Here is a 26213-nt window from a genome sequence, read left to right on the forward strand (position 1 = left end):
CCGCCACCCTCGGCATACCTCATACCTCCGGGATAACCGATTGCCGTAAGCCATCACCCGGCGCCCCCGTCGTAACACCAGCCTTTCAAGCTCAGTTGCGCAGCGCCGCCAAGGTCGGTTACTCACGTGATCTCGCGCGACGTTCTACTACTAATCGTTCGAACGGGTGATCTGACGCACCGTATGCATTTTCAGACCAGTCAGCTTCACCATAGTCCGCGATGGCACCTTCGGCCACGTCGTTGCCCCCTCGCCGACTGCCGGTTCAGCAGCCCAGCGGATCGCGGCATACAACTCCTCACTCGCCGCGTTCAGCCGGTTCAAGGCCGCCTCCTGCCTATCCGACGACATGGCTCGCCGGATCGCGATCCTGGACAGCTCGACGAACACGTCCAGCGGCAAGGAAATCGAATTAGGCAGCAGATCCTCTCCCGTATCGGGGTGCGTCAGTGGGACGACCAGCGCATCCTTGAACTCTCCGGCAGCGGCCACTAGCCGTTTGGCGGCGGCCTCCTTCTGCTCCCGTACCGACAGCGGACGTTGCGCCTCCCATTCCTGGAAGTAGGCTTCCTGCTGCTTCGAGAGCGATCCTTCACAGCCCATCATGATCATCACGGTACTCAGTTCGACGTGCAGTACGTCAGCTAGTTGGCCAACCTAGATATCGCTGTCTCGCCGCAAGGTGCCTAGGAAAGGAGAAGGTAGCGTCGCCTCATGACCGAGAGCCGAACAGTTGTGCCGACTGAACGCGCCAGGTCTTCGTTCACCCCTGAAGACACCCTAAGCACCCTTACGAAGGCATGTGCCGCAGTCGACCTCGATCCCGCTCAAAGGCTGTCGCCGCACACCCGCCGCGCCGCTTCCACGCCACCCGCCGACCTCTGGTCGCGCCGCCGCCCCAATGCAGCCCTACGATCGCCACGGGGTGGCCAAGTCTGTCGTGGTCGGGGGGCGATCGAAGTTCCGGGGTTCGTTCCTCACCCCGGCTCACCGAAAAATGCGGCTGGTTTATTCACTCGGGTCACGTTCCACGCTAAGCGCTCCCGGATCGGGCAATGGCCGCAGTGGCTCGCGAACCCCGGCTGCCTAGTCACCTGACAGCTTCTCAAAGTCGATCATCACGTTTTCCCAGCGAGGCAGACGCGTTCCAGGAGGCGGATGCTGGGCCGTAACGACCCAGGTTCCAGGCCAGGTCAGAACACTCAAGGGCGGCCCATCCACATCCCGGGAAGTGACCACGAGGCCCGCGTCATGCCCGGTCTGCCGAGCCACGTGGACAGTCAGCCCAACGAGGTCAGGCACCTCAGACTCACCGCTCCGCCTCGCGCCAGCCTGCGTCATACCGTCCTCCCATGGTCAGGGTCTCGCAGAATGCAGGCAGTCGGAAGACTCAGTACCTTGCTCAGTCAGAGAAGGACAAGCCATGACAAGGGCACTCCTCCAGACTGAGCCGATAAGGAAGACGGCTGCCACCGGTTGCCGTGCCCGTTGCGTGCCCGTCAGGAGGGTGATCAAGGGGGACTCACGGGGAACCACGGTCACTCGAAGCGCTCCCCCGCAGGTCATCACCTTCCCAGCTCAGCGACCAGGCGTGATGGAGACTTCCCAAGCTGATACCGCAGGTTCGATCTCTGTCATTCGCACTGAGCACTAAAGCTCACCTCACCCAACCTCTCCCTGAATATCGTCTTCCTCTTCGTCATCGAGAGGCTCAAGGAGGCCACAGGCATTTTCGATGTAGCCCGAGGTAATCAGGTCACGAATCGCAGCCGCCATGCCTTCGAACCCGACGTCCCTGATAATGATCAGGTCTGACCAGTAGAAGTAGCGACCACCGAGACACTCACCTGTGCGCGCATCTCCGTCCATTTTCTTTCGGACTACGTCCAAAGTCATGAAAGTCGCATATCGGCGGGAGCCGTCAGGAAAATAGATCGTCGCGTCCGCCTCATCGGCAGTGGCCGGTTCGTATCCTTCCCATGCCGGAATTCTCATCTCAAACTCAGGATCCATGATGCGATAGAAGGCTCCATCAAGAGTGATCACTCTTCTGAGCCTACATGGGGTCGACACGGTTCAGGGGTTATTGCGTCGTGTGGCCGATCACGGTGCGTGACCGAAACAGTCAACGGTTCGAGACTTCGTTCTTCACCCTCAGTTCGCTGGAAGCCAGGACGACGCGAACGGCGCCCCTTTCCACACCAGTTGCTCAAGGCTTGGCTGTACAGCCACGAGTACAGCCAAGGGGGCGAACGGCGGCGGAACTCGGCGGATGTCCACGGACACCACGACCGCAGGTCAGAGCCTCCGACCTTGCTCGAATCGACTTCTTTTAATCCGTAGGTTCTGGGTTCGAGTCCCAGGCGCCCTACCTCAACGAACCGGGCAGGCTTTCCAATCCCCATGGTCGGAAAGCCTGCCCGGTTGCATTGTCCGTTGCAATTGACGTGGGGCCGTTGCTCAGTCGTCGAACAGCGCCCATCCCATCCGCCCCGCCTGGTGGCTATCAGCCAGCCCAGACGAGTACTGACAGTCCTGGTCTGCCCTAACGAGTTCTAGAAGAGACCCGGTGGCTCCGAAGGCGGCTCGGTCGCGCGCTTAGCTCTCGGTTTGGCTGTCTTGTGCTTGGACGCCCGATAGGCGTTGACCGACTTACGAGAGGACCTCCACACACCGTCTGTGCCTTGAACTGCGTTGAGGCGTCCCCGTTGGGCCGCCTGGCGGAGGGCGTTGACGCTGAACTCTTCATCGGCCAGCGCGGCGAGCGGGACGAGCCGTGCGGGGCCAGCGACGTTGGGGACGATAAAGCGGTTGAGGTTCTCTTCCATGGCCCTGGCGATGAGTTCTCCGAGCGCCCCGTAGTCGCCTGCGTCGCCCCGCCGGAGGGCCTGAAGGTAGGTGTCACGCTGTTTCTTGAGCACGATGATCGGCGGGTAGCCGAGACGTACCAGGATGAGGTTGAGGACCAGCCTGCCGGTACGGCCGTTCCCGTCGATGAAGGGATGAATGCGCTCGAAGGCGTTGTGAATCCTTACGAGCGCTTCGGGCAACGGGTGTCCGAGCTCTTTCTTGGCTTCGACCTTTCTGCCGAGCTCACAGACGTCGTCGACCCACCGCTGGATTTCGCTGGGGACGAGTGCCCAGGATGGCGGCGTCATCCCTTCGGCGAAGGGGTGGATGTCGTGTTCCCGGAAGTGGCCGGACCCTTCTCGCTCGGTGGCGTCCGGATGGGGGGGCGACGTCCCAGACAGGAGTCATGGCGGTGTGGTGAATGCGGCACAGTTCGGTCAGGTTGAGCAGGAGGCCATCGCTCCAGGCGTCAGGTTCCAGCGCTTGGCCGTAGACCCATGAGCTCTTCCAGGGCACGGTGGAGCCGTTCGTAGACCGTGGCCCGGGTTGGGCGACCTCTTCCTGCCACCGATTCCCCTGCGTAGGCGCTAACGACGAAGTTTGATAGGCCATCTTAAGAGCTAATCGAACTAATCAAACTAGCGTCGTTAGCCCGTAGTGTCCTGGGGCGCCGCGCCCTACGGCTGGATGCCCTCGAGGCGGGCCACCACGCGCGCCAGGAGATCGCGGATCTCGACCTGGTCGACCTTCAGCTCGGCGAGGTCCCCACGGATCGTGTCGAGGTGCCGGTCGATCGCAGCGAAGTTCTCTTCAACGCCGGGTATGAGATCAGGATAGGGGCAGTCCCCGCCGAGGCGGGGCCGAACGGGCGGAGCGCCGGGAGGGCGAGGCGTGACCGAAACCGGACGTCTTGCGGGAAGCCCAAGGCAACTGGGCGGCAGGCGTTCACGATGACGTGGTGGCCGCACCCACCGATCCCGACCTGAAGCACCTGGCAGACCTCCTTGACTCTCCCCTCATATCGTGGAGACCTGAACCTTTCGTGGGCGGCCTACTCGGAGATGCCTCATCAGGGCGACGGCCGCGCCCGGCGGCTCACCGCGACTGCTCTCGCCTCAGTTTCCGGCGTTCCCAGCTGTTGGGGTGACGAATGACCACGCCTCCCGCGCCACCGGTGCCGTTCATGCGGATCAGCGGTGTGCCCGGAAGCCGGGGAGAGGTGACTTTGTCTTTCAGGCCGCCGAGGCCCGGATTCATCTCGCTGGTCTCCACGGCCCAGCCGTCGGGAATGACGACCGTGACGCCGCCCGCCTGTCCGTGCACCTCCAGCTCGACCTCGGGCAGGCGGCAACCGGTCTGGGTGAAGTCGAGTTTGACCCCGCCCATGCCGCCGTGCGCGACCACCTTCGCGGGCACCTGCCAGTGGCCGGCGCGGGTGACGCCGCTGAGACCCCCCTGGAGGACCAGCGGCTGTCTCGGGGCCGGTGGAACGTCGGGGGGAAGGTCCGCCGTCAGAGGCACGAGGTCGGCGTAGGTCTTGGCGGTCAGCGCCCGCTCCAGCCGCCCATCCAGCTCGGTGAGGTCGAGGCGCCCCTCGGCCGCCGCCTTGCTCAGCCTTTCCACCACCGCCTCGCGTTCGGTGTGGGAGACGCGCCACTCGCCGGAGGGAACGGGGTGTGAGGGCTCACCGGTCATATGGCCGATGATACGAAAACGGAGGAGGAGCCGGAGCCCCTCGTCCCTCGCGAGTACCTGGTGCCAGGTGCCAGGTGCCCCCACGATGGCCTTGTCCCGGTGCTCACCCGCTCGTTCTGCCGAGAACGCCATATCGAACTCCTACTTTCAATAGAGGTTGTCTAGGATCGGCGCTTCATCCGCATCCGTCTGCCTGTGCCGCGAGGAAGTTCGGTTCCCTGGAGAGGAGGACGACGCCGACCTGGCGGGGCCGTCCCGAGGCTTCCTCGTATCGGGCGATTCATTTTCCGCAGCCTGAAGCGTTCACGATCAAGATGCGTGCGGTACGGCTCGGATTGTCGGTGCGGTGGGCCATACTCCGCCAGGCCAGGATGATCACCAACAGGGCGAAGGCGTTGACATGGCACAGTTGCTGCGGAGGCTCGACGACGAGATCTACGTCGAGTACAACACGATTGGGCTGGACGGCACCGACCTGCCGGAGTGGAGCTCCCCCACCGACGAGATCTATCACTTCGTCGCGGCCGTGCGGCTGGAGTCCTGGGACGCTGAGCCGGGGCCCGCGGACGCCTCGTGGACGCCGGTCAGTTCGGCGACGTTCGTCGCGGAGAGCGGCGTGGTCGCGATCGTCGCGATGATGGACGGCAGGGGGCACGACTTCCTGATCGGGCCGCCGCGTTTCGAGTACGGCGTGCACATGTACCTGCGTGAGCCCGAGCCGGGCGACGGACATGCCACGGGTGAGTGCGAGGAGACGTGGCTGCTGAGGTTCTGGCCGATCCAGGACGTCTTCGACCCGATCACGCACGCGGCGCCGTTCTCCTATATCGCGCGCGGGGTGCTGTACTACTCGATCGACCTCGAGCCCGAGCAGCTCGTGCAACCTCCGGCGCGGCAGGAGGTGCCGGTGCCGGTCTCGGCGGTGGCGGACTGGGCGTCGCTGCGCGTGGACCCGGACCTGGACACCTTCGACGGCTGGCTGCGCATGTTGCGCCGCAAGGCCGAGGGCAGGGGCGTCACCGTTCACGAGTTGCTGCGCGGGGCCGGGGTCGACATCGAGGACGACGTGGACCTCACCCCGGCTTCCTGCACCCCGCCGCAGGCGCGTGCGGGACGGTTCAAGGATCCGCTGATCGACCGCTACCACGCCGAGCAGGCGCGGCGGGGCTCGTTGTCCGGGCAAGATCTGAGCGAGGATCGGCTGCGCGAGTACGCCGACGGCGAGCGCATCGCCAAGGAGTTGTGCCGCGGCGGCACGCGGACGTTCTCTGTGCCCCTCGAAGGCCGTGGCGCCCTGTATGTACCGGCGGGTGTCAGCCGCCGCGTGTGGCGGTGGGAGGACGACATGCTCGGCGGCGAGCTCATGGACGACGGGCTGACGGTGGATCGGCAGATTCTGGCCAGGAACCCGTGGACCAGGCAGATCCTCGTCTCCGGCATCGTGACGGTCCTGCGCCGCGATCACGACAGGCGCGGCTGTGACGACACCGTCTGGTACGTGGTGCGCGACGCCGAGCCGCATGAGGCGGCCAGGGTCTTGTGCGCGGAGGCCACCTGGGAGGAGGACCAGGATCGGCGCCGGGCCTTGGACGAGGTGGCCAGGGAGAAGCTGATCGATCTGCGGGCCACCTACAGGAGCCGGGAGAGGTGAGGGCATCGCCGCATCGCCGTCGCTTCCGGCCCGACACTGCCGTGGGTCAGAAAGAGGCACCGGGTATGGCGGCACCAAGAACAGGGCGGCGAAGGTGTTGTGGGCTGATCGTGACGCCGGTGATGCGGCCGGCGAGGGCCAGGCTGGCCGGGATGGGGTTGTCGATGCTGTCACTGGCGGCCGGATCGATGCCCAGCTCGCGGAGATGACGATTGAGCCGGTCGGGATCTGCGCCCTGCCTGTCGATGGGAAACCCCGGGTTGATGTCGGTGACGAGTTCGCCGTCGACGGCATAGGCGACGAGGTGCTGGGCGTAGTTATGCCGCTGCACCGTCACAGCCTCTCCGCCGTCGCGCGACAGGGCGCCCAAAGCTTCCCGTTGCGCGCCGCGCCGGCCGCAGTCCTCGATCGCGACAGTCCAGTCCCCGATTCGTCTCACGGTGATGATCTGAGGTCCTTCCGGATAGGAGTGGTCCCCATCTTCGATCAGCCGGATGTCCTCGTCCGCGGCGCCGAGTCGGCGCAGCACCTCGTACTCGTCGAGCTCACGAACGAAGACGATCGTGTAGACGTCCCCGAGCTGGCTGTTCCCCTCCCACTCGTAGTCCTCCGGCGACGGGCCGGGGGTTCTCGCGGTGGCGTGGACCATCTCGAACGTTCTCGCCTGCTCGTAGACCTCTGGGTGAGCGGCGAGGAAGGCATCGATGATCTCCGGCGCGACGCGGCCACGCTCGCTGACGGAGTAGCCCTTCGCCTTCGCCCATGCGCGCATGCGGAGGGAGGCGTCACGGGAGAGCCCCGCGCGGTAGGTGACGCGGAGGGGCGTGAAGTCGGCATCGGACATGATCGGAAACTACTGACCCAGGCCGACAAGCTGAGGCGGCAGCGTTCTTAAGACACGGCCTGGCGCGCCACGCGGTGGCGGAGGTAGACGACTCTTGAGCTGAAGGTGCGGGTCTCGACGAGTTCGAGATCCACCTGGCGCTCGTGCTGGGGAAAGAAGGGGATGCCACCGCCAACCAGCACCGGGTAGACCCTGGCCCGGTACTCGTCGATCAGACCCAACGCGGCGGCCTCGGCGGCGAGAGTCGCGCCGCCGATCGCGATGTCGCCCTCCCCCGGCTCGGCTCGCAACCGCTCGATCTCCGCGCCAGGCTACGGAGACGGCCTCGGACAGGGACCAAAGCGTGGACGACGCCGGCGGGCGACCATCCCCGATTCTCACACCCCGCCCGGGCGTCGCGAAAGAGACAGAAAGAGACATCGGTGGCTACGAGGCGAAGCGCGCGTCCGGAGGTGACTCGGTGTGGCCGCTGAGCCGACGGGGCCGGGTCGGCTGTTGTCCGGTCAGTTGCGGGGGTCGGATTCGGCGGCGGTTTTGAGGTCGTTGAGCCAGGCTTCGAGGCCCATGTCTGAGTTTGGATCAGCTTGTGGGCCGGTGTGGCTTTCTTCGGTGCGGACGAGGATGCCGCCGGGGACTTTGATGAAATTCCAGACATGGGTGCCGTCGATGTGGAATCCGGCGCCGTCGGCAGGTCCGGTCCAGCGGATGCACTTGCCGTACTGGAGTTGCCGGACAGTAGAGGTGATGACCACCGTGGGGGGCGGGAACGGGGGGTTGGGGGGTAGGTGAATGGTCGCCTGGAACTGTGAGTGCTTGCGCAGTGGGCCCGAGTCGAGGCGCTTCATGGTCATGGGGGCGACGGGCTTCTGCCAGGAGGGCCAGCCTTCCACGTCGGCCTGCAGATCCCAGATCGTGCGGAGCGGCGCCTGAATGAAGACCTCGGTCCGGTAGCGGGCTCTGGCGGCCGGGTCGACACCTTTGCCTTGGCAGGTCAGTGAGGCCGGGCTGGTGCCGTGATCGGGGGTGGCGGCCTGGGTGGGCGCGGCAGTGGTGCCGAGGACGCCGGCGACAGCCAGCGGGACCGCGAGCAGAACAGCACGCGCGCCGGTCCGGCGACGAGGGGTTCGCGAGGTGGTCGAGCGAGTACCGAACATCCTTCTCCTCTGTTCATCGACCGGCCCGGCCAGTCAAGTTAGCATCACTAGCGACAGTTAGAATCTATAACAAAGCATGGTGAGCATCAATAGGAAAAGCGAGAAGCTATAACTAGCGCGAGTGTGCCTGCCGAAACTACATCCATGCAGTTCCAGCGCGAGGTCAGGTGTATGACAGCAGCGCTGACGGCAACGTCCCCGAACTGCTCCGGTTGATCCCGCTCAGCGACCTCAGCCTTGAGCGAGATGGAAGCCGTACCGCAGAGCCGTTGATCGTGCCGATAAGGCAGAGGTCTACAGCCCGAGGCGAGCCCGGCTGCACAGCCACGAGTACAGCCACGAGTACAGCCAGGGGGCGAACGGCGACGGAACTCGGCGGACGTCCACGGGCACCGCTACCGCAGGTCAGGGCCTATGAACTTGATCGAATCGACTTCTTTTAATCCGTAGGTTCCGGGTTCGAGTCCCATTGCTGGCTGTCTCGTGCTGCCTGTCGATACACCTGGCGTAGACCTTGAGCAGCACGTTCACCCCGTGCCCGGCCCGCTCGGCGACCTCCGGCGCGTGAACCCCGGCGTTCAACCAGAGCGAGACCGCCGCGTGCCGCAGATCGTACGGTCGCCGCGCCAGCGGTGAGGCGACCTGCTCGGGGGTGAAGGCGTAGGCACGGGCCTGCCTCCAGAGCATCAAGCGCGGCGCCACGGTACGCCGCCGCACGGCCCGCTGCCCGAACGCCGGCCGCTCCACTCTCCAAGGTTGCCACCTCTGCGGTCACCCACGCCCGGAACGTTCACGGTCATGCTTCAGAGCAAGGCGTACGGCGAAGTAGATGACCAGGAACTGAAAGAGAGCGCTGAGCAGCATGAAGAGCACGCTCACGCCAGAGACATCGAAATTCATAATCTCTCCCCTATCGCCGTGTGATCAGCTGGTCCGTCCTGGTCTACATCGTTCACCGTTGATCCCACGAAAGGTGCTGTTTTTCAAGCCAATGATGCGGCGCCGAAGCCGGTATCGCCCTCACGATCGTCTGATGCGGGCTGATCTCCGTACGGGATCGGGAGCGATCGACGGTCCGGTACTTCGTTTCTCAGCATCGGCCAACCGAGCACCGTGCAGGAACTCGGAAGTGTTCAAGGCATGCCGATCACGTGCCTGTAAGGCCGGGGAACAAGGGGGAACACGGGGACTCACGGGCACGGTAAGACTGCCTCTGACCTGGGCCGTAGCAGCTCCCAGGGACGCGTACCGAGATCTTTCGAACCGGTGGTCGGTGCCATCGCGGAGCTACCGGACTCGAACCGGCTCAGGCCTCGGAGCAAGACTCCTTCATAGGCCACGATCTCAAGGGTTGAAGCGGCTTTCCCAGCATCGCCTTTGCCCGCGACGGCGTGCCCATGTTATAGATCGTCTGAATCTGAGTCGACGGGTTTTAATTGCGGTCCTAGTTGCAATCCGGCACCGTCCAAATCCGTTCCAGATGGACCGCCGAGGCCTGTTGGTCCAGGCGGAACCGATTGGGACGGGCAAGATCAGAGCTGCTAACCCGATTTTGGTCGGGCGCGATGCCGTGCCCGTTGCGGGCCCATCAGGAGGGTGAACAAGGGGGAATCGCCGGGAATCACGGTCACTTGCCCCCACAGGTCAACGTCTTCCCAGCCCAGCGGCCACGTGCGACAGAGACTTCCCAAGCTGACAGCACATGGACCGAACAAGCGAGGTTGTCGGCCCCCTCTGCCATGATCTCCGCGTCCATCGCCCTCGTGGGAAGGCATGAGAATGGCCAGCGCTACGGCGGCAGCCTACAGGTGGCTCTGCCAGGAGTTCAGCGACGGCGTCGGAGAGCTGTGGCTCTTCGCCGGCTTCGTCCAAGGTCTGTCCCCCGAACATGCCTTGCAACGCGTCGGCGTCACCCCGGCCCCCCCTGGGGGAATCCGGATTCGGCGTCGCGGCCTATGCGGCCGACGGCGGGACCGCCCTGATCGAATACGGATGGGCCGGCATCATCTACAACCGCGATATGCCGCTGTCGGAAGGTACGGCCGCGGCCGCGGTGCGAGCGACCATCAACAACAGGGACTTCACCTACTCTGTCGACGGTCGCTTGATCACCACGTTCGGTCTGTACTCCTACCGTTTCCGGGAGGGGGCCGACCCCGACCGGCTCCATGCCGACCTCCAGGCGCTCGGCATGGACCTCGACGATGAATGCCCCCGGTTCCCGGAGGATCCCGTCTCCAGTGCCCTCGCGCTCGCCGAACGGGCCACAGGCGTCCATCTGTCCCGCGCCCGCTACGCCGGCCCCGCCTTGATCGGCCCCACCGACCACCTGTACCCCTCCTGGTGACGCCCCGTGCCCATCAAGATCTGGAAGATACGCGGAACACTCTCCGTCCGCCGTGCCCGGCGAAGCCGTCGAACAGCGTCCGTTCCGTCCGTGCCGCCGTGTCCACCGCCGGTGTCTCCGTCATGTGGGTGTGGCGCCTGGTCGTGGTGAGCTGGGAGTGCCCCGGGACCACCTGAACCACCCGCAGGTCAACACCTTGTTCCGGGAGCAGGGTCGCGGCGGTGTGTCGCGCGTCGTGCACCCGGGCGTCCTTGTCGATCTCGGCGAGGCCCGGGATCTTTTACCGCGGCGGTTCTTCCGGTCCCCGTTGGGCGGCTGCGGTGAGCCGGTCGGCGAGGTTCTTGAGGGCCTGCCGTAGTTCATCGGGGTGATGGATGGTGAAAGGCCATTCCAGGGAGGCGAGCAGGTGCGCCATGCCGTCCAGCCGTTCCGCCCGTGCGCGCATGAGGACGCCGGTGGGCTGGGCGGTGAGGGTCACCACTGAGCGAGGCAGCCGGCGGGCGATCTCATCCAGGGGGCCGTGGATCGTCACCTCGACCCGCCAGCGGTAGGGCCCCTTTGCCAGGGTCGAGGTCAGGTGGATGACGGGGTCGAAGCCGTCGGGGGCGGTGAAGCCCTCGGCTCGGGGGGTGACGGAGGCGATGCGGTCGATGCGGAAGGTCCGCAGGCTGTCGCGGAGGTGGTCGTGGCCGACGACGTACCAGCGGCCGGTGTGGAAGACCACGCCGTAGGGGTCGATGTCGCGTTCGGTGTGCTCTTGGCGCCAGGACCGGTGGCTGATGCCGACGGTCGTGCGGGCGCGGGAGGCCTGGGCCAGGGCCAGCAGGACGCCGGTTCCGGGCGCCTGCCCGATCACGGTGTCGGCGGTGAACGAGAGGGTCTCCCGCATGGCGGCGAGCGGTTCGCGCAGGGCTTGGGGGAGCACCCGCTCGATCTTGGCCAGGGCACCGGCACTGGCCGGTGCGGCCGTGCCCATGCCCAGACGTTCTGCCGCGAGCAGGCCAAGGACGACGGCGAGGGCCTCGTCGTTGGTGAGGACCAGGGGTGGCATCCGGTAACCGCGGGCCAGCCGGTAGCCGCCGTAGCGGCCGCGTTCGGCCTCCACGGGGATGCCCAGTTCGCGCAGGTGGGCGGTGTACCGGCGCACCGTGCGGACGTCGGTGTTCAGACGGTCTGCCAGCTCCGCCCCGGTGAGCCCGGCGTTCGACTGGAGGAGTTCCAGCAGGGTCAGCACACGGATCAGGGGATGCGACATGGATCACTCGGCATTTCAGGGCGGGATCTGTCCTGTATCGACTTTACGCTTCCGCAGCACGCACCTCACTTCTGGGAGATCACATGACCACCTTCGTACTCGTTCCCGGCGCCTGGCTCGGGGCGTGGGTCTGGGAGGACACCGTCCGCGCCCTGCGGGAGCGCGGCCACACGGCGCTGCCGATGACGCTGACGGGCCTGGCCGAGCACGCCGACCAGGGCGGACCCCGGACGGGCCTGGACACGCACATCGCGGATATCACCGGATTCGTTGAGCGGAACGATCTGCGCGACGTCACGCTGGTCGCCCACAGCTATGCGGCCGCCCCGGTGACCGGGGCGGCCGGACGTCTCGGTGAGCGGCTGAAGCGCGTGGTCTACCTGGACAGCGCCCCGTTCGCCGCAGGCATGTGCATGCTGGACCTCATGCCGCCGGAGGCGGCGGACCAGCTGCGTCACCAGGTCGCCGCCTCCGGTGACGGATGGCGGCTGCCGATGCCGCCCTTCGAGGTCCTGGGCTTGTCCAGCAGCCTTGACGGGCTCGATGAGGGCCGGCGGGACGTTCTACGCGCGGGTGCCACCCCTCAGCCGTTCGGTACCTACACTCAACGCCTCGCCGACCCGGGCGAGCCCGGTTCCGGTGTGGACCGTGTCCTGATCGCCTGCCATGACTTCAAGGGCCTGCTGGACGCCGGGGTGCCGATGCTGGCCTTCCTGAACCAGCCGCCGTGGCGGCGCTTCGACCTGCCCACCGGGCACTGGCCGATGCTGTCCGCACCCGCCGAACTCGCCGACATCCTCGACGCGGCCGTCTCCTGACCGTGCTGGACGGCGGGCACGTCCCGATGCTTCACCACGAGAGCGTCCGCAGGCTGCGGGCCCACGCCCAGGCCTGGCCGACGGAACACGGAAGGTCCGCTCAGGCTCTGGCCGGCGACGGGAGGCCTCTACCGAGGCGGGCGCCGATCCGGACCTCGCGGCGTGGTGGAGAGGTGCCGGGCCCGTGCACCGTTTCAGCTGGAAGGTGACCGGCAGGTCGAGCCATACGACGTGGTGCTCGGTGACGGCGAAGTCGTGCAGCATGCCGTGGCCGCCGGACCGGTGGGCGGGCCGTTCGCCGGGCAGCGGAGTCGCTCCCGGCGGGCGAACGCGTGTCCCCGGCATCGTCTCCCAGGCTGAGACGCCGAGAATCATGTGGTCCTCCAGGAGGAGCGGGTCGGGCCTGCAGTACGAGGCGGGTCTGTGCAGAAGATCGACACACTGGGGACATGAGAAAGACGAGAGCCGCCGTGGCGCTGGCACTGGCCGCGGCTGTGGGGGCGGTGACGGTCGGAGCGGCGCCGGGGGCGTCTGCGGCGACGCGGAGGTGCGACACGAGCGCGCTGCAACGGTCGCTCGACGAGATCGTGAAGGCGGGGGGCACGCCGGGCATCCTCGCGACGGTCAGCTCCCCGGCGTGCGGGCAGGTGTCGCTGGGCAGCGGGGTGGCGGACATCCCCACGGGCCGGCGGATGCGCGGTGACGAGCGGATCAGGATAGGCAGCATCACCAAGTCGTTCACGGCGACGGTGGTGCTCCAGCTCGTGGCGGAGGGCAAGATCAGTCTGGACGCGCCCCTGACACAGTACTTCCCGAACGAGAGGATCACCGTGAGGGACCTGCTCCAGCACACGAGCGGGCTCGGTGACTACACGTCCTCGGACGAGATCGACGCCTTGCGTGACCGTTTCAAGCACTTCGAGCCCGACGACCTGTTCGCGATCGGGCTGCGCGTACCGCGGTCGGACAAGGCCTGGAACTATTCGAGCACCAACTACGTCCTCCTGGCCATGATCGTGAAGCAGGCCACGGGTAACGACATCGGCACGGAGATCACGCGGCGGATCCTCAGGCCGCTGAAGCTCACCAGGACGTGGTGGCCGGGCGACAACCCGCGCATCCCGGGACGGCACGCGAGCGGTTACGTCTACGACGAGGGCGAGCGGTACGACACCACCAAGTGGAACATGACCTTCGGCGGCGCGGCGGGCGCGCTCGTGTCGACGACCTCCGATCTGGACCGTTTCTGGGCCGCGTTGCTCGGCGGCAGGCTGCTGCCCCCGGCCCAGCTCAAGGAGATGCGCACGACGGTCCCCGCCGATCCGGCGCGCATGTGGCCGGGCGCCAACGCCGGGCTCGGACTGTATGAGACCAAGCTGAAGCACTGCGCGGGCACCTGGGTCGGGCACGGCGGCGGCTTCAACGGCTACCGTACGATCGCGGCCTCCAGCCCCGACGGCCGCCGCCAGGTCACCCTCGCGATCAATCGCCACCCGAGCGAGATCACGCCCCAGCTCCTCGACCTCGCCGACGCCACCCTCTGCGCGCTGCGCTGAGGCCGGCGAGAAGATCACGGCCCCGCCAGCCCGCCCTTAAGTCGTGACCTGCGAAAACGCTCTGGTTAGGCACATCCGAACGGAAAGTCACGGTAAGCCGCTCAACTCAGCTCCGCTGACGGGACTTTTCGTTCGGATGCTCATCGGCCCCCGCTGGACGCTCATGTGGTCGGTCGCCCCCGGCGATCGCCGCTCTAGTCGTTGAATCGGGCGACGTACTCGGCGTAACCGTCCGCGTCCAATCCGAAAGATTCGAGCCGTTCGTCGACGAGCACCGGGAACAGAGGAAACCGGCGAGGCGTCCAATCATTTAGCGCGGACACTGCCGAATTGTTCTCATGGGTATCAAGCGCGGCGGCGCGGCGCGCCGTACTCGCCCCTCGGTCATCGCACCGGGGCTACGCCACCGCCTCATCATGATTTGCTGTCTGCCCTGATACGGACTCTTTGCTGTCATCGTGCATGATGAGATGCTTTGCCGTGTGAACGAGCCGGATAGCGCCGCCACCCGTGAAACAGACACGGCGGGCGATGCCCTGACCGTGAGGTCTCTGGGGAACGTCGCTTTCATACTTGCGATGGTGGTAGCCGTTTTTGATGTCATCCTCCACGAAGAGCTTTCTACCAATGCCCTCCTCGGGATGCTTATTTTCGCTGGGATCGGCGTTGGGCTTCGTCTTGAAGCCGCGATTCGCCTGCGTGGCCGATGGGATTCCTCACCGCGGCCCTCACGATCGCCCGGCGATGGCTGATCATCGTCCGAGGCCGGGGCGATCGGCGGGCCGGGGCTTCGCGCCTCAGCCTCGGCCCACCCGGGCACCGGAATTGCACCTCAGGTTGTACCGGGACCCCGACGCCCGGATTACCGGACCGTAGGAGTCGTCGACGCTCAACTGTCTCCCTTGTGGAGTCCCGCGTAGTCCCTCGGTAGCCGGTTGATGACTTCCCTGATGTCGGCGACGTCTGCCCGGACCGTTCCTGCGGCTCCGGCCTCGCGCTGGGGCCGGGAGGAGCGCACGCAGAGAGCATCCCTATCACCACACAGGGTTAAGAGGCGAATGTTGTCACTCTCGGGATAGATCCCAGGCTGAGGAACAGCGGGACAGCGTTGGCGGTATCCGCCGGCAACCGGGCTGACCGGACAGATCCCTCGTTCCGCCTGATCCGCCCGGCCGGCGACAGGAGCGGCCGACCGGGCTCGACGCGGTCACGCGCACCCGGTAGTGGCTTCGTTACCGATGGGCACTGTCAGTGTGGCCACATTTTTAACACTGGCATCCGGCGTAACCCGTTGATAAATGTTGGTCGCCAGGCCGGGCGGCGGCTCCTTCCAGGGGCCGGCCACGGGGACCGTGTCCGTGTCCTGGTTGCCGCCCATTCCCGGGAGCCGGTGACGGTCCCGGAGGCGAGTTCTTCCCACTGGAACGTGACAGCCCAGGGCGTGCACGCGCGTGCTCCCTGCGGCGGAACAGGAGAGGGAACGACATGAGCGACAAAGTCACCCTGACCACTGGATCCGAGACCATCGTCATCCCGCTCGACGACGAGTGCCACAACCTCTCGGACGACACCGTGGTCACCAGCGTGCGCAACGAGACATCGGCTGGAGTGGTGCTCTGGAGCGGCCAAGGATGCCGGGACCAGTGGTACCCCCTGGCCGTGGTCCTGCCAGGCAACACCCAGGACTTCGATCCGGGACTCAACGTGGGCTCGCTCGGCTTCACTCCTGCCGCCGAGCTTCCTTCCTCCGAGTGACGGCCGGACACCGGGGCCTTCGGGGAGCCTGAGGCGGAAATCGGCGGCGGCGGCCGCTGCCTGCGATTTCCGCCGCGCGACGCCCAGGCCCCGGTGACGGCTGCCGGAAGAAACTCGGGAACCGTCTCCTCGAAGGCCGGTACCCGGGTCCAGCCGATAAGAGCCACCCGGGCAGGACGGCTTCCGGCGATCGAGCGGGGGCGCCAGGCTCCGGCATTCTGCGGCGCCGAGCCGGCCGGCGCGCGTTATCAGGGAACTCCACGAGAACATCGCGCCCGGCGCGGTCCGTCCTTCGGGAAGCAGGGCCGGGAGCGGTGCTACCGCGGAGTTTTGGCGCGACGGCGCAGCGGTTTGGGAAGGCCGGTCAGCAGGTTGCTCTCCAGGCGCAACCGGGTGAGGGCGGTGAGGTTGCCCAGCGAGCTGGGAAGGCCGGTCAGCTGGTTGCCCTCCAGGTAAAGCTCGGTGAGGGCGGTGAGATCGCCCAGCGAATCGGGAAGCCTGGTCAGCCGGTTGTTTTGCAGGAAGAGGTGCCGGAGAGCGGTGAGGTTGCCCAGCGAGTCGGGGATCTCAGCCAGATGGTTGTTCTGCAGGATGAGCGAGGTGAGGGCGGTGAGATCGCCCAGCGAGTCGGGAAGCCTGGTCAGCCGGTTGATGCCCAGGTAGAGGCGTTTGAGGGCGGTGAGACCGCCCAGCGAATCGGGGACCTCGGTCAGCCGGTTCTTGCTCAAGATGAGCTCGGTGAGGGCGATGAGACCGCCCAGCGAGTCGGGGAGGCCGGCAAGCTGATTCCCCTGCAGGTAGAGGCATTTGAGGGTGGTGAGACCGCCCAGCCACTCGGGGAACTCGGTCAGCCGGTTGCCGTGCAGGTCGAGCGAGGTGAGGGCGGTGAGACCGCCCAGCGAGTCGGGGAGGCCGGTCAGCTCACCGTCCAGGCGGAGATGGGTGAGGGCGGTGAGGTCACTCAGCCGCTCGGGGATTCCGGTGAGGTGCAGGCGGAGCTCGCGCAGGTGGGTCAGTTCACGCAGTTGCCCAGGCAACGCTTCCAGGGGTATGCCGCTCAGATCGAGCACGTCCGATTCGTTTCGCAGGCACTTGTTGATCCGCAGTACGGCGGCCCTTGGGAGCTTCTTGTCCCCCGTCATGACTCCTCTTCCCAAGATCACCGATGTGACTCGGCTCGGTCGCACCGGCCCCGGACGGTTCGCCCGGCCGTCGGTGCCGGGCCCGGTGGCCGACGATCACGCTAGGCAGAGGCGCTGAGGGCTGACTTGTGGATCACTGGCACTGCCCGCGGGCCACCGTTCATGACCTGATGAGCCCCGTTTGCGGAATATCCGATCTGGGGCGGGCTTTGTCGCATCAGCGGACCGGCACGTATCGGTCTCCCGAGCGGTTGACCCGCGATGAGGAAGATCGGAAGAGTGGGGGCGTGAATACGTCAGCCGAATCGTCAGAGGCCGAGGAGTTATCGTTCGGAAGCGATTCTCCCCGGAATTCGTGGTTACGCTCGTGGGTCTTCGCTCATCGCAGGCTACTGTTCGCGAGTTTGGCGGTGCTTGTGCTGCTGGGCGGGTCCGGCGGCGGTGCCTGGTATCTTCGCGACCTGTCCCGCAGACCGCTTTCTCCCCCCGATGGCCCGTGGCCCGAGCAGCACGGTTTCGCTGTGGGACTCTGCTACTCGCCGATTCCCAGCTGCCCGTCGGCGAGTAACGAGGCCGCGAAGAACCCGACCAGGATAGAGGCGGCCCTGCGAGCCATAACCGGGGTCACCACCATCCGTTTCCTGGGAAACACCACCTTCACCGACTTCACTCGGTCCCAGAGCGAGCACGAGCGGACGCCTCCCGCCGCACAGCCCAAAGTCGTGTGGATGTCACGGGTCCTCGACGGAGCCGCCCACACTCTTCCGTATCTCGATGCCGCCGTCACCATGGCGAATTTCACCGGGACGGTAAGTCGACGGGACGACTACGCACGCCTGGCGGAGCAGGCCGCGTCAGTCCCTGGAGTGCACTATGTCGTCCCCGTGGTTCCGGATTTCTGGGAGGGCAAGGCGGATGTGGCCATCGACCTCTGCTCCTACGGTCCCGGACTACTGTGCACCGGCGTGCGCGACCGGTCCGTGACGGAGGAACAGAAACAGGCCATAGTCGACCGGCTCTGGGATATCGACGGAGTGGAAAAGATCTATTTCGAGGACCACGCTCACCGGAAGAAAGTTCACGATCACTACACTCAGTACGAACCCGAGGACGTGGGCGCCGCCCTCGTGAGGGAGATGACCGAGTCGTTCTACGTCAAGCTGACGGACCGCCGGGCCGTAAAGGTCATCGGTGAGTCGATCAAGGACATGCCGGGGGTTCACTACGTGCGGACGCTCGGTGCGGCATAGTCCCATCGGGACCGTGCCCGTCGCGTGCCCGAAACCGCGGTGATCAGAGGGCACCGTTCTCCGGGGCTGTCGCACCAGGCCGTCAGGATGGAAAAGCCTCACTGCCGATGCCTTGCGCGGGGCTTCGCAGCCGTCCTCTAGAGTGCTTTTCGTCCCCTACACACCCCTGTGGCTCCGCCCCGGTACACACCCCTGTGACCCCGCCCCGGCGGCGCGTGCCGACCCCGCACACAGGCCCGGCCGAGGAGCAACCGTGACCGACCAGGTGTCCATGTCCCCGCAGCAGGAGATCGCCCGCGAGCTCCAGGTGAGCGCGTCCTTCGATGCGGCGCAGGAGATCGAGCGCCGGGTGGCCTTCCTCGCCGACCAGCTGACCTCAACGGGCCTGCGCTCGCTGGTGCTGGGCATCAGCGGCGGTGTGGACTCCACGACCGCGGGCCGGCTGTGCCAGCTCGCGGTCGAGCGGGTCCGTGCCACCGGGCGGGAGTCGACGTTCTTCGCGATGCGGCTGCCGTACGGCACGCAGGCCGACGAGAAGGACGCGCAGCTGGCGCTGGAGTTCATCCGGCCCGACCGGGTCCTGACCGTCGACGTGAAGCCCGCCGGTGACGCCGCGCTGGAGGCGGTGCTGGCCGGCGGCACGGTCTTCCGCGACGCGCACCACCGGGACTTCGTGCACGGCAACATCAAGGCCCGGCAGCGCATGATCGCTCAGTACGCGGTGGCGGGCGCGCACGAAGGCCTGGTCGTGGGCACCGACCACGCCGCCGAGGCGGTCTCCGGCTTCTTCACCAAGTTCGGCGACGGCGCGGCCGACGTGGTTCCGCTCACCGGCCTCACCAAGCGGCGCGTACGGGCCATGGCGCAGGCTCTGGGCGCGCCGTCCGAGCTGGTCTGGAAGGTCCCGACCGCGGACCTGGAGACACTGAACCCGGGAAGGCCCGACGAGGAGGCGCTCGGCGTCACCTACGACGAGATCGACGACTTCCTGGAAGGCAGGCCGGTCGACGAGGCCGCCTTCGCGACCGTGGTCCGCCGCTACCGGCTCACCGAGCACAAGCGACGGCTGCCGATCGCCCCCTGAGCCGGTCCCTCGTCAGCCGGGTCCCGGGCGGACGGCCCCATTCCCTCAGCGGGAGCGGCATGCCGTGGCCGGCGGCCAGCCGGGCACCTGCCGGCGAAACCCCGCCGCCTCCGGCGAAGGAGGCGACGGGGCGGGGCCGGATCGGTCAGGCGTTGCCGCGGACGGTGACCGTCAGGCTCCCCTCGACCGGAGACTGACCGGGCAGGTGAATCGAGAGTGTTCCCGTGTACTTCCCCGGCCGGTCGAAGGTCCGGCTGGACTTCGCGGTGAAGGCGCCGTTGATCCGCATGTCGGGGATGCTCCCCTCACGGGTGGTCGTCAGCGTGACGTTCTCCCGCGCACCGTCGCTCCAGACGACGGTCGCCACGAGGTCTCCGGACGCGAGTCCCGGAGCGGTGACGGTCCAGGTCGCCCCGGCCGGCCGGCCGGTCCCGACGGTCGCCGGGGTGCCGAGCGCCTCCATCCGCCACGCCACGTCCGCGGTGGGGAAGAAGTTCGTCCCCTGGATCGTCAACCGGCCGCCGATCTCGGACAGCCGCGTCCTGAAGTCGGCGTAGTCACGCTGTTCCTGCGGGGTCCACCCGGCCTCGGCCGTGGCGGCGACGCGGGGGAAGCTGTAGTACTGCGCCTGGCCGAGGCGCCGGATGAACTCACCCCACAGGGCCGACTCGACGCCCAGCACACTGGACTCCGCGACACCGGGGATGAACGTGCCGGGATTCCAGTTGTAGTGGCGGTCCAGCCCGCAGACTCCGCCGCAGGCCCACGTGCCGCCCTGGGGCTGGCGGGGGTCCTGCTTCTGCGGCACGTAGGCGTTGGGCGCCGGGGAGAGGATCACCTTGGCGCCGCGGTTGTTCACCGCGTTGGCGACGGCCGTCTTGTCCCCGGTCCAGAACTGCACGACGGCGTTGTCCTTCGGGAGCGCGGTTCCGGCGTACTCGTTCCAGCCGACGACGGTCTTGCCGAGGGACGAGACCTCCTGTGTGAAGGCGTCGACCATCTTCGTGTAGTCGGCGCGGCTCGTGACGTGCGCTTCGTCCCCGCCGATGTGCAGGTACGGCCCGGGCGTCATCGCGGCGATCTCGGTGAGGACGTGCTCGGCGAACTCGTACGTCACGCCGCTGTTCGCGTCCAGCGACGAGTAGCCGACCGCGCCGGTGCCGTTGGCGGGCACGGTCGGCTGTCCCGCCTGGGGCTTCGGCTGGGCGCCCGGGGTGTTGAGCTGCGGGACGGCGTGCAGCGCGGCGTTGGTGTGGCCGGGCATGTCGACCTCGGGGACCACCGTCATGCCGTTCTCGCCGGCGTAACGGACGATCTCGGCGTAGTCGGCCTTGGTGTAGTGGCCGGTGATGCCGGGTTCGGTGCCGCGATCCGTCATCGCGGTGCCACCGCTCACCTCGGTGAGCAGGCCGTAGTCGATGCCGGACGGGTTGTTCCGCGGGTCGTCCAGCGCGATGCGCCACCCCTGGTCGTCGGTCAGGTGCAGGTGGAGACGATTGATCTTGAACTGTGCCGCGGAGTCGATGTACGCCTTGACCTCGCTCACCGGGTAGAAGCTGCGGGCGACGTCGAGCATCACCCCGCGGTAGGCGAAACGCGGGTAGATGGGCGGCCTTTGGCGATCAGGTGTCGTACGAACCGTCCCAGGGCTCGTGGAAGCCGATGTGGTTGGGGTAGTACTCGACATACCCCGCCTCTCCGTCCTCCTCCGTCTCGTCGATGAGACCGAACACGCAATCGTGCGCGTCGACACGGAAGGTACGGATGGCTATGTCGCCGTACTCGACGTCCCGCAAGGTGGCCATCATCTGCCCCAGCGCGTGTTCTCCCGCGTTGAAGCTGACAACGGACCGGATGTCGGAACCAAGGTGACGGCCGTCGCGGTCGAACAGGTGCAGGATCGCGAAGCAGGGCCCCGGCTGGGACTCACCCTGCTCGTCAAGCCACGGCCAATCGCCGGTCTCCTCATATGCGACGACCGGCCAGCCCCGGCAGACTCCGCCGAAGAACAGACCTTCGGCATGAGTGCCGACGGTGCCCGTGTGATAGTCGGGCTCGTAGGAGATCGGGATCAGCTCGGGTACGGGCATGGCGGCGACAGTAGCCCCAGCCAGTGACATTTCCCCTGGAGAATGCCCCCTCGGCACACAGCCGGACTGACGGCAAGTGACGGACGGCTGCCGTTGACGGCAACGTCCCCGGACACCGGCGAAACGCCGCTGTTGTTCCGACCGCCGGTTTCCAAGCACTACGCGGGGTCTACGGCGTCGTTCGGGTTGGTGCCGGCCGTTTCGTTCTCATCCCGCGCAGAAAGCCGCTCAGGGTGCCACGGCATCCACTTACGCTCGATCTCCGCCTCCAGGTCGACCCCGTGATGTCGTGCCATCAGCAAGACCTGAGACAAGACATCCGCGAGCTCGGATCGGAACATCACCTCCAGCTCGTCCGGAGAGCATCCCTTGTCCCTGGCCTGTCCAGAGCGCATGAGGAACGCCTGCGTCAGCTCACCGACCTCTTCCTGAAGTTTCAGCAGGAACCAGGTGTCGTCCCGGGTTATCCCGTGCTTGCGGGCGTAGGCGCTCGATACCGCTTCGACCTCGTCCGTGAGCCGCCTCAGATCCATGCCGGGAGTGTAAGACGATGCGGATCGTGGCGCCCCGCGACGGCGGCACGCACTCGCCTCGGGCCGGGAACCCGGGTTGGGAACCCGGGTTGGGAACGGCGCACCGCCGCGTGCGGTGCGCCGCGCCGGAGTGATCCCGCGTCGCCGCGTCGTGGACGGACCGGTGCCTGGCCGGGCCGCGGTCGGTGGCCGTCGCGAGACCACGAATATCCGATCACGACCTCGGAAAACGTCGTCTACGCCATGATCCGCGTACTGCTCCCGCACTGCCTCGGAGCATATCGATCATGGCCTTTCAGACGCCCTCTACTTGTTGACGTACTTGTACAGGTAGTCGGCCGCCTTCTTGAGCTGGGCGGACGTGCCGTTGGCGGTGCGGTACCGCTCGGCGACGCCGACGGCCTTCGCCAGCGTGGTGCTGCCGTGGACCTTGGTGGAGCCGTTGTGGACACCGTGGGCGTAGTTGAGCCAGGCGGCCAGCAGTTCACGGTCGAGCAGGGCCTTGGCGGTCTTGCTCTTGGGGGCGAGGACCTTGTAGGCCTGGCCGAGGGAGCCGACGTCGGTCACCTCGGGGAAGACCTTGCTGCCGTTCTGCGCGAGCGACAGATAGCAGAGGAGGGTCCTGTCGGCCAGCGTGCCCTTTCCGCGGAGCATCTCGGTCGCCCACCGCTTGGCGTTCAGCGGTGTGGTGCCCTTGCCCCGCTTACACGGGTCCGGGACCGGCTGAGGGTCGGTGACCGTGCTGAGGTCGGCGGGGCCGGATGTCTGGCTTCGCGTCGGCGTGGCCGTGGCGGTCGGCGTGGCCGTCGGAGTCGCGGTCGGGGTGACGGTCGGCGTGGGAGACGCGGTCGGCATGGGCGGGAGCGCGGCGACGAGGTCGATCCGCTTGGTGGTCACCGTGGTGTTACCGCTGGGGTAGGTGATGCTCTTGCCGGTCGTCTGCAGCTTCTCGACAAGCTGCTCGCCGGACAGCTTCGGATACGCCTGCCGGAGCAGTGCCAGGGCCCCCGCGACGTGGGGTGCGGCCATGGAGGTGCCGCCCAGGACACCGTAGGTGTTGCCGGGCATGGCGGAGTTGATGTCCACGCCGGGCGCGAAGAGGTCGATCAGGGGGCCGCGGTTGCCGAAGGGAGCGGGAGTGTCGTGGTCGTCGGTCGCGCCGACGGTGACCGCCGCGTCGATGCAGGCGGGGTTGACGACGCCGTCCGCGTGCCCGTTGTTGCCCGACGAGATGACGGTGGGCACGCCGAAGCTCTTGAGCTGGAGGATCTCCGGTTCGAGGGCGGCGCCGTTACAGTGAAACGTGTACTTCGGACCGCCGCCGAGGCTCATGTTGACCGCTACGACCTTCAGCCCCGCGTGCACCTCGTCGACATACTGCAGCGCGCGCTTCTGGTCGGAGAAGAAGGTGAGGAAGCAGGGTGTGGTGGTGCCCAGTTCCTCACAGACGGGGCCGTTGAACCGGCTGAACACCTGGATCGGCAGGATGCCCGCTCCCGGCGCGACGCCGTTGGAGGGCGCGCCTTTGACCTTCCTCCCTGCCGCGATGCCCGCGACGTGCGTGCCGTGGAAGCACTTGACCACGCCGTTCACGACGCACTGCGCGGTTTCGGCGTCGGCCGCGCCGGCGCCGGTCTGGACCGTCAGGCCGTTGGGGCACAACGAGACGGCCTGGTAGTCCGGGTCGGGGTCGACGGTGGAGAAGCAGGCCTCGCCCACGATTCGTTTGGCGAAGAACGGGTGATCCCGGTCGATGCCCGTGTCGAGGATCGCGACGGTGGAACCCCTGCCGGTCCAGCCCGCCTGGTTGGCCTTGTCCGAACCGATCAGCTTGGTGCTGACGTCGAGCGTCGGCTTGCTCAGTTCGTCCTTGTAGATGGCCTTCACCCGGCTGTCGGTCTTGAGCTCGGCGAGGGTCGCCTTGTCGACGGTGGCGACGATGAACCCGTCGGAGCCGGCCTTGCTGATGACCTTGGTCTTGCTTGAGGCCTCTTCGGTGGTCTTGGCCACGCCTGCGAGGCTCTGGCCGCGCTCGATTTCGATGATCGCGCGTACCTTCCCGCCGCTCTGCACCTCGGCTGCGAGGTTCTTGGCCACAGTGGGATCATCGGTGACCGCCTGAGCCGGTGACCCGGCGGCCAGCGCGGCCGCCGCGGTGATGGCGAGCACAGACGTGCTCGCCAGTAGAGACCGTAGTCTCACTGGTCCTCCGAGGGGAGAGAACCGTCCGGAGCCGGACGGGCTGAGGAAGGGGAAGCTGCCGGTGGGCAGAAGGGGCTGAACTGCGGAAAAGCTCAGCTACTCGCCGCCCCTACACCGAAGTCCCGAGTTGTCCTCATGTTCAGTAAATGTGAAGATCAAGGGTAGCCAGTGATCGTCAAGGTTGACGAGAATGAAGTGGTACCGTTATCCGATTTTTCGGACATCCGAAGCCAGGCAGAGGGCCGCACCGAGGGCCGCGCTGAAGGTCGCACCGCGGCTCGGGTGTCTCAGCCCCGGCCCGCCGGATGCCTCATTCTCTGGCGGTACGGGCTCGCGCATCGATGATCGGGAACCGTCGTCCCCGCCTGTTTCAATCCAGGTCGAGCACCTACCGATCGAACCGAGGAAGAGGCTGGGGCCGGTGGGAGAACTCATCACGTACCTGCTGGAGGAGGTCCATGATGATCCCGGGCGCTGGATGGTGGTCGACGACGCGGTCGTCAACCATGAGGAGACAGCCCCGTGGGCACAGGAATGGACGGGACGGCAAGAGGACTGGATCGAGGTCGGTCCCAACGCCCTGGTCTGCGACACTCCCCGGGACCTCACGGCGCATGTCCGGGTCGAACTGTGGAGTGACCAGCCTCCCGCGCCCGAATCGGCTTGGGACCACTCGTGGACCGGCGAGATCCTCCTCCGGTCGGGAAGGATCCGTCTCATGGGGTTCCACAACCCGGAGTGGGGCGTGCACGAGGTTTTCGACCTGGGTCACCGGGACGCCACCTGGCTCGTCCGGGCACAGCACAAGACGTTGGAGAACGATCGGGAGACCGACTTTCCTCGTGGCATCTACCGAGCCGAGATCTACAGGTTCCAGTTCTGGCGGCCGTTCCTTGCTCCCTCACGAGGGCCGGTGCGGGGTCTGGCTCCGGCCGTCGCTCTCGGAGGTCGCAGGTGTCCGCCACTCGTGGTCGAGCATGCCCATCGTCAGTACGGACCACCACCGGCCGTTCACCCGTGTGACCTCGCGTTGGACGCCCTCCCGCCGAAAGCCGAGCCGCTCGTACAGGGCGATGGCGCCGGCGTTCTGCGTGTACACCCCCAGGTCGACGCGGTGGACCCGCAGATCGCCGAAGGCGACGGCGAGCGCGTCCCGGATCATGGCGGCTCCGTACCCGCGGCCCCGCCTTTCCGGTGAGACCATCACCAGCCCCAGGCGTGCCGACCACCCCTGGACGTCCGGCTTCAGGCTGAGATGCCCGACCGGCGTGCCGTCCGCCTCGGCGACGACCAGCGGCCGCCGTCCGGGATCGGCGTAGAAGGCCACGAGCTGGCGAGCGTCGAACGGCCATGAGAATCCGGCGTGACCGGACCACATCGTCAGCGCCTCGACGTCACTCACCCATGACGCGACCACGGTCGCGTCCTCGGGCTCGAAAGCACGCAGTCGGATCATTCGCCATAGGTACCGAAAGAAACAATCGGAATCAACAGGGTTACCGCCGTCAGGAGAGTCGCGAGCTCCCCGGCGTCCGGTCTCGCCCCGCACAGCCGGCCTCCCGGGCTCCACATTCGTACGGTGGCACTGCGGGCACCGGAAACAATGACGGGGGTTCCGTCACCGTGTTCCCGGTCACCCGTTCCACGTCTCGGCGTCGAACGACGGCGGCTCGCTCATTCCGTGAGGCACCAGCAGGAACACCTTGGTCGACAGGCGCTCCATGTTCCCGCGTCTGCCGAGCACCAGGCCGGCGGCGAAGTCCACGAACTGCTTGGCCTCGCTGTCCGGCAGCTTGGTGAGATCCATCACCACGGGGTTACCGGTACGGAAGAAATGTCCTACGTAGATCGCCTCGCTGTAGTCCCTGGGACACAGGGTCTTGATGATCACTACACCCGCCTCCACCCGCCCGCGATGACCGTTAAGCCACTTACCAGGTTGATATCGGCATCGAATCACATCACTCTCGCGCCTGCCCGGCGATGG

At 66.7% G+C, this 26213-nt stretch carries 25 protein-coding genes and 2 pseudogenes; 8 read left to right on the top strand and 19 right to left on the bottom strand.

The window, feature by feature from the left end:
• Window positions 1-150: 150 nt before the first annotated feature.
• The 5 genes from AB0N02_RS25645 to AB0N02_RS25665 form a co-directional block, all read right to left on the bottom strand.
• Complete coding sequence (locus AB0N02_RS25645; RefSeq protein ID WP_363951259.1) at window positions 151-615, bottom strand: hypothetical protein; 465 nt, start codon at window positions 613-615, stop codon at window positions 151-153.
• 471 nt (window positions 616-1086) lie between these two features.
• Window positions 1087-1341 (bottom strand): PASTA domain-containing protein, encoded by a 255-nt coding sequence (locus tag AB0N02_RS25650; RefSeq protein ID WP_363951261.1) that lies wholly within the window; start codon window positions 1339-1341, stop codon window positions 1087-1089.
• 321 nt (window positions 1342-1662) lie between these two features.
• Window positions 1663-2046 carry a hypothetical protein gene (locus AB0N02_RS25655; protein WP_363951263.1) on the bottom strand — a complete coding sequence of 128 codons (384 nt, stop codon included), beginning with the start codon at window positions 2044-2046 and terminating at the stop codon, window positions 1663-1665.
• Between the two features lie 509 nt (window positions 2047-2555).
• Window positions 2556-3158, bottom strand: a complete 603-nt coding sequence (locus tag AB0N02_RS25660; RefSeq protein ID WP_363951265.1) for a Fic family protein — start codon at window positions 3156-3158, stop codon at window positions 2556-2558.
• A 787-nt stretch (window positions 3159-3945) separates the two neighbouring features.
• Window positions 3946-4545 (bottom strand): DUF1707 domain-containing protein, encoded by a 600-nt coding sequence (locus tag AB0N02_RS25665; RefSeq protein ID WP_363951267.1) that lies wholly within the window; start codon window positions 4543-4545, stop codon window positions 3946-3948.
• 400 nt (window positions 4546-4945) lie between these two features.
• Here AB0N02_RS25665 and AB0N02_RS25670 point away from each other — a divergent pair, with 400 nt between their 5' ends.
• Window positions 4946-6196: a hypothetical protein gene (locus AB0N02_RS25670; protein WP_363951269.1), complete on the top strand. Its 1251-nt coding sequence runs from the start codon at window positions 4946-4948 to the stop codon at window positions 6194-6196.
• Between the two features lie 46 nt (window positions 6197-6242).
• Here AB0N02_RS25670 and AB0N02_RS25675 read toward each other — a convergent pair whose 3' ends face one another.
• The 4 genes and pseudogenes from AB0N02_RS25675 to AB0N02_RS25690 all read right to left on the bottom strand — a co-directional run.
• Window positions 6243-7040, bottom strand: coding sequence for a DUF6461 domain-containing protein (locus AB0N02_RS25675; protein WP_363951271.1), 798 nt, complete (start codon window positions 7038-7040; stop codon window positions 6243-6245).
• A gap of 47 nt (window positions 7041-7087) precedes the next feature.
• Window positions 7088-7342 (bottom strand): annotated as a pseudogene (locus tag AB0N02_RS25680) (dihydrofolate reductase family protein); the annotation flags it as partial.
• A gap of 201 nt (window positions 7343-7543) precedes the next feature.
• Window positions 7544-8194, bottom strand: coding sequence for an SRPBCC family protein (locus AB0N02_RS25685; protein ID WP_363951273.1), 651 nt, complete (start codon window positions 8192-8194; stop codon window positions 7544-7546).
• A 405-nt stretch (window positions 8195-8599) separates the two neighbouring features.
• A pseudogene (locus AB0N02_RS25690) lies at window positions 8600-8875 on the bottom strand (hypothetical protein); the annotation flags it as partial.
• Between the two features lie 117 nt (window positions 8876-8992).
• Between AB0N02_RS25690 and AB0N02_RS25695 the strand changes: the two are divergent.
• The gene (locus AB0N02_RS25695) at window positions 8993-9118 is read left to right on the top strand and encodes a hypothetical protein (RefSeq protein WP_363951276.1); all 126 of its coding nucleotides are present in this window, start codon (window positions 8993-8995) and stop codon (window positions 9116-9118) included.
• A gap of 964 nt (window positions 9119-10082) precedes the next feature.
• Window positions 10083-10541: a DUF6461 domain-containing protein gene (locus AB0N02_RS25700; protein WP_363951279.1), complete on the top strand. Its 459-nt coding sequence runs from the start codon at window positions 10083-10085 to the stop codon at window positions 10539-10541.
• A 13-nt stretch (window positions 10542-10554) separates the two neighbouring features.
• On the opposite strand, the gene AB0N02_RS25705 is transcribed toward AB0N02_RS25700, so the two are convergent.
• Both AB0N02_RS25705 and AB0N02_RS25710 read right to left on the bottom strand, forming a co-directional pair.
• Window positions 10555-10818: a tyrosine-type recombinase/integrase gene (locus AB0N02_RS25705; protein ID WP_363951675.1), complete on the bottom strand. Its 264-nt coding sequence runs from the start codon at window positions 10816-10818 to the stop codon at window positions 10555-10557.
• Window positions 10819-10821: 3 nt separating this feature from the next.
• The gene (locus AB0N02_RS25710; RefSeq protein WP_363951281.1) at window positions 10822-11796 is read right to left on the bottom strand and encodes a YafY family protein; all 975 of its coding nucleotides are present in this window, start codon (window positions 11794-11796) and stop codon (window positions 10822-10824) included.
• Between the two features lie 83 nt (window positions 11797-11879).
• Between AB0N02_RS25710 and AB0N02_RS25715 the strand changes: the two genes are divergently transcribed.
• Entirely contained in the window at window positions 11880-12614 is a 735-nt protein-coding gene (locus AB0N02_RS25715) for an alpha/beta hydrolase (RefSeq protein WP_363951282.1), read from the top strand.
• A gap of 449 nt (window positions 12615-13063) precedes the next feature.
• A complete protein-coding gene (locus AB0N02_RS25720) occupies window positions 13064-14170 on the top strand; it encodes a serine hydrolase domain-containing protein (protein WP_363951284.1) in 1107 nt (368 codons plus the stop codon).
• A 398-nt stretch (window positions 14171-14568) separates the two neighbouring features.
• Here AB0N02_RS25720 and AB0N02_RS25725 read toward each other — a convergent pair whose 3' ends face one another.
• Window positions 14569-14781, bottom strand: a complete 213-nt coding sequence (locus AB0N02_RS25725; protein ID WP_363951287.1) for a hypothetical protein — start codon at window positions 14779-14781, stop codon at window positions 14569-14571.
• A gap of 874 nt (window positions 14782-15655) precedes the next feature.
• On the opposite strand from AB0N02_RS25725, the gene AB0N02_RS25730 reads away from it, so the two are divergent.
• Window positions 15656-15925 carry a hypothetical protein gene (locus AB0N02_RS25730; RefSeq protein ID WP_363951289.1) on the top strand — a complete coding sequence of 90 codons (270 nt, stop codon included), beginning with the start codon at window positions 15656-15658 and terminating at the stop codon, window positions 15923-15925.
• Between the two features lie 317 nt (window positions 15926-16242).
• Here the strand turns inward: AB0N02_RS25730 and AB0N02_RS25735 are convergent, their stop codons facing one another.
• Window positions 16243-17067 carry a leucine-rich repeat domain-containing protein gene (locus tag AB0N02_RS25735; protein ID WP_363951292.1) on the bottom strand — a complete coding sequence of 275 codons (825 nt, stop codon included), beginning with the start codon at window positions 17065-17067 and terminating at the stop codon, window positions 16243-16245.
• 521 nt (window positions 17068-17588) lie between these two features.
• Here AB0N02_RS25735 and AB0N02_RS25740 point away from each other — a divergent pair.
• Both AB0N02_RS25740 and nadE read left to right on the top strand, forming a co-directional pair.
• On the top strand, window positions 17589-18317 hold the full coding sequence (locus AB0N02_RS25740) for a permease-like cell division protein FtsX (protein WP_363951294.1): 729 nt from the start codon (window positions 17589-17591) through the stop codon (window positions 18315-18317).
• A gap of 271 nt (window positions 18318-18588) precedes the next feature.
• A complete protein-coding gene (nadE, locus tag AB0N02_RS25745) occupies window positions 18589-19401 on the top strand; it encodes an ammonia-dependent NAD(+) synthetase (protein ID WP_363951678.1) in 813 nt (270 codons plus the stop codon).
• 145 nt (window positions 19402-19546) lie between these two features.
• On the opposite strand, the gene AB0N02_RS25750 is transcribed toward nadE, so the two are convergent.
• The 6 genes from AB0N02_RS25750 to AB0N02_RS25775 form a co-directional block, all read right to left on the bottom strand.
• Complete coding sequence (locus AB0N02_RS25750) at window positions 19547-21088, bottom strand: family 20 glycosylhydrolase (protein ID WP_363951296.1); 1542 nt, start codon at window positions 21086-21088, stop codon at window positions 19547-19549.
• Window positions 21024-21491, bottom strand: a complete 468-nt coding sequence (locus AB0N02_RS25755; protein WP_363951299.1) for a hypothetical protein — start codon at window positions 21489-21491, stop codon at window positions 21024-21026. Before AB0N02_RS25755 ends, AB0N02_RS25750 begins: the two co-directional genes overlap by 65 nt.
• 158 nt (window positions 21492-21649) lie before the next feature.
• On the bottom strand, window positions 21650-22024 hold the full coding sequence (locus AB0N02_RS25760) for a pyrophosphatase (protein ID WP_363951301.1): 375 nt from the start codon (window positions 22022-22024) through the stop codon (window positions 21650-21652).
• 306 nt (window positions 22025-22330) lie between these two features.
• Window positions 22331-24226: a S8 family serine peptidase gene (locus AB0N02_RS25765; protein ID WP_363951303.1), complete on the bottom strand. Its 1896-nt coding sequence runs from the start codon at window positions 24224-24226 to the stop codon at window positions 22331-22333.
• A 901-nt stretch (window positions 24227-25127) separates the two neighbouring features.
• Complete coding sequence (locus AB0N02_RS25770; RefSeq protein WP_363951305.1) at window positions 25128-25682, bottom strand: GNAT family protein; 555 nt, start codon at window positions 25680-25682, stop codon at window positions 25128-25130.
• A 177-nt stretch (window positions 25683-25859) separates the two neighbouring features.
• The gene (locus tag AB0N02_RS25775; RefSeq protein ID WP_363951307.1) at window positions 25860-26117 is read right to left on the bottom strand and encodes a cell division protein SepF; all 258 of its coding nucleotides are present in this window, start codon (window positions 26115-26117) and stop codon (window positions 25860-25862) included.
• Window positions 26118-26213: the final 96 nt, after the last annotated feature.

This window comes from Streptosporangium sp. NPDC051022 (assembly GCF_040683035.1).
Lineage (GTDB): Bacteria > Actinomycetota > Actinomycetes > Streptosporangiales > Streptosporangiaceae > Streptosporangium.

Bases quoted from the DNA above. Each gene is read 5' to 3' on its own strand.
- AB0N02_RS25685 (WP_363951273.1), bottom strand. From the start codon at position 8,194: ATGTTCGGTACTCGCTCGACCACCTCGCGAACCCCTCGTCGCCGGACC.
- AB0N02_RS25715 (WP_363951282.1), top strand. From the start codon at position 11,880: ATGACCACCTTCGTACTCGTTCCCGGCGCCTGGCTCGGGGCGTGGGTC.
- AB0N02_RS25700 (WP_363951279.1), top strand. From the start codon at position 10,083: ATGCCTTGCAACGCGTCGGCGTCACCCCGGCCCCCCCTGGGGGAATCC.
- AB0N02_RS25650 (WP_363951261.1), bottom strand. From the start codon at position 1,341: ATGACGCAGGCTGGCGCGAGGCGGAGCGGTGAGTCTGAGGTGCCTGAC.
- AB0N02_RS25755 (WP_363951299.1), bottom strand. From the start codon at position 21,491: ATGCCCGTACCCGAGCTGATCCCGATCTCCTACGAGCCCGACTATCAC.
- AB0N02_RS25750 (WP_363951296.1), bottom strand. From the start codon at position 21,088: ATGTCGAGTACTACCCCAACCACATCGGCTTCCACGAGCCCTGGGACG.
- AB0N02_RS25735 (WP_363951292.1), bottom strand. From the start codon at position 17,067: ATGACGGGGGACAAGAAGCTCCCAAGGGCCGCCGTACTGCGGATCAAC.
- AB0N02_RS25695 (WP_363951276.1), top strand. From the start codon at position 8,993: ATGCTTCAGAGCAAGGCGTACGGCGAAGTAGATGACCAGGAACTGAAA.
- AB0N02_RS25710 (WP_363951281.1), bottom strand. From the start codon at position 11,796: ATGTCGCATCCCCTGATCCGTGTGCTGACCCTGCTGGAACTCCTCCAG.
- AB0N02_RS25665 (WP_363951267.1), bottom strand. From the start codon at position 4,545: ATGACCGGTGAGCCCTCACACCCCGTTCCCTCCGGCGAGTGGCGCGTC.
- AB0N02_RS25760 (WP_363951301.1), bottom strand. From the start codon at position 22,024: ATGGATCTGAGGCGGCTCACGGACGAGGTCGAAGCGGTATCGAGCGCC.
- AB0N02_RS25660 (WP_363951265.1), bottom strand. From the start codon at position 3,158: ATGACGCCGCCATCCTGGGCACTCGTCCCCAGCGAAATCCAGCGGTGG.
- AB0N02_RS25720 (WP_363951284.1), top strand. From the start codon at position 13,064: ATGAGAAAGACGAGAGCCGCCGTGGCGCTGGCACTGGCCGCGGCTGTG.
- AB0N02_RS25675 (WP_363951271.1), bottom strand. From the start codon at position 7,040: ATGTCCGATGCCGACTTCACGCCCCTCCGCGTCACCTACCGCGCGGGG.
- AB0N02_RS25770 (WP_363951305.1), bottom strand. From the start codon at position 25,682: ATGATCCGACTGCGTGCTTTCGAGCCCGAGGACGCGACCGTGGTCGCG.
- nadE (WP_363951678.1), top strand. From the start codon at position 18,589: ATGTCCCCGCAGCAGGAGATCGCCCGCGAGCTCCAGGTGAGCGCGTCC.
- AB0N02_RS25730 (WP_363951289.1), top strand. From the start codon at position 15,656: ATGAGCGACAAAGTCACCCTGACCACTGGATCCGAGACCATCGTCATC.
- AB0N02_RS25670 (WP_363951269.1), top strand. From the start codon at position 4,946: ATGGCACAGTTGCTGCGGAGGCTCGACGACGAGATCTACGTCGAGTAC.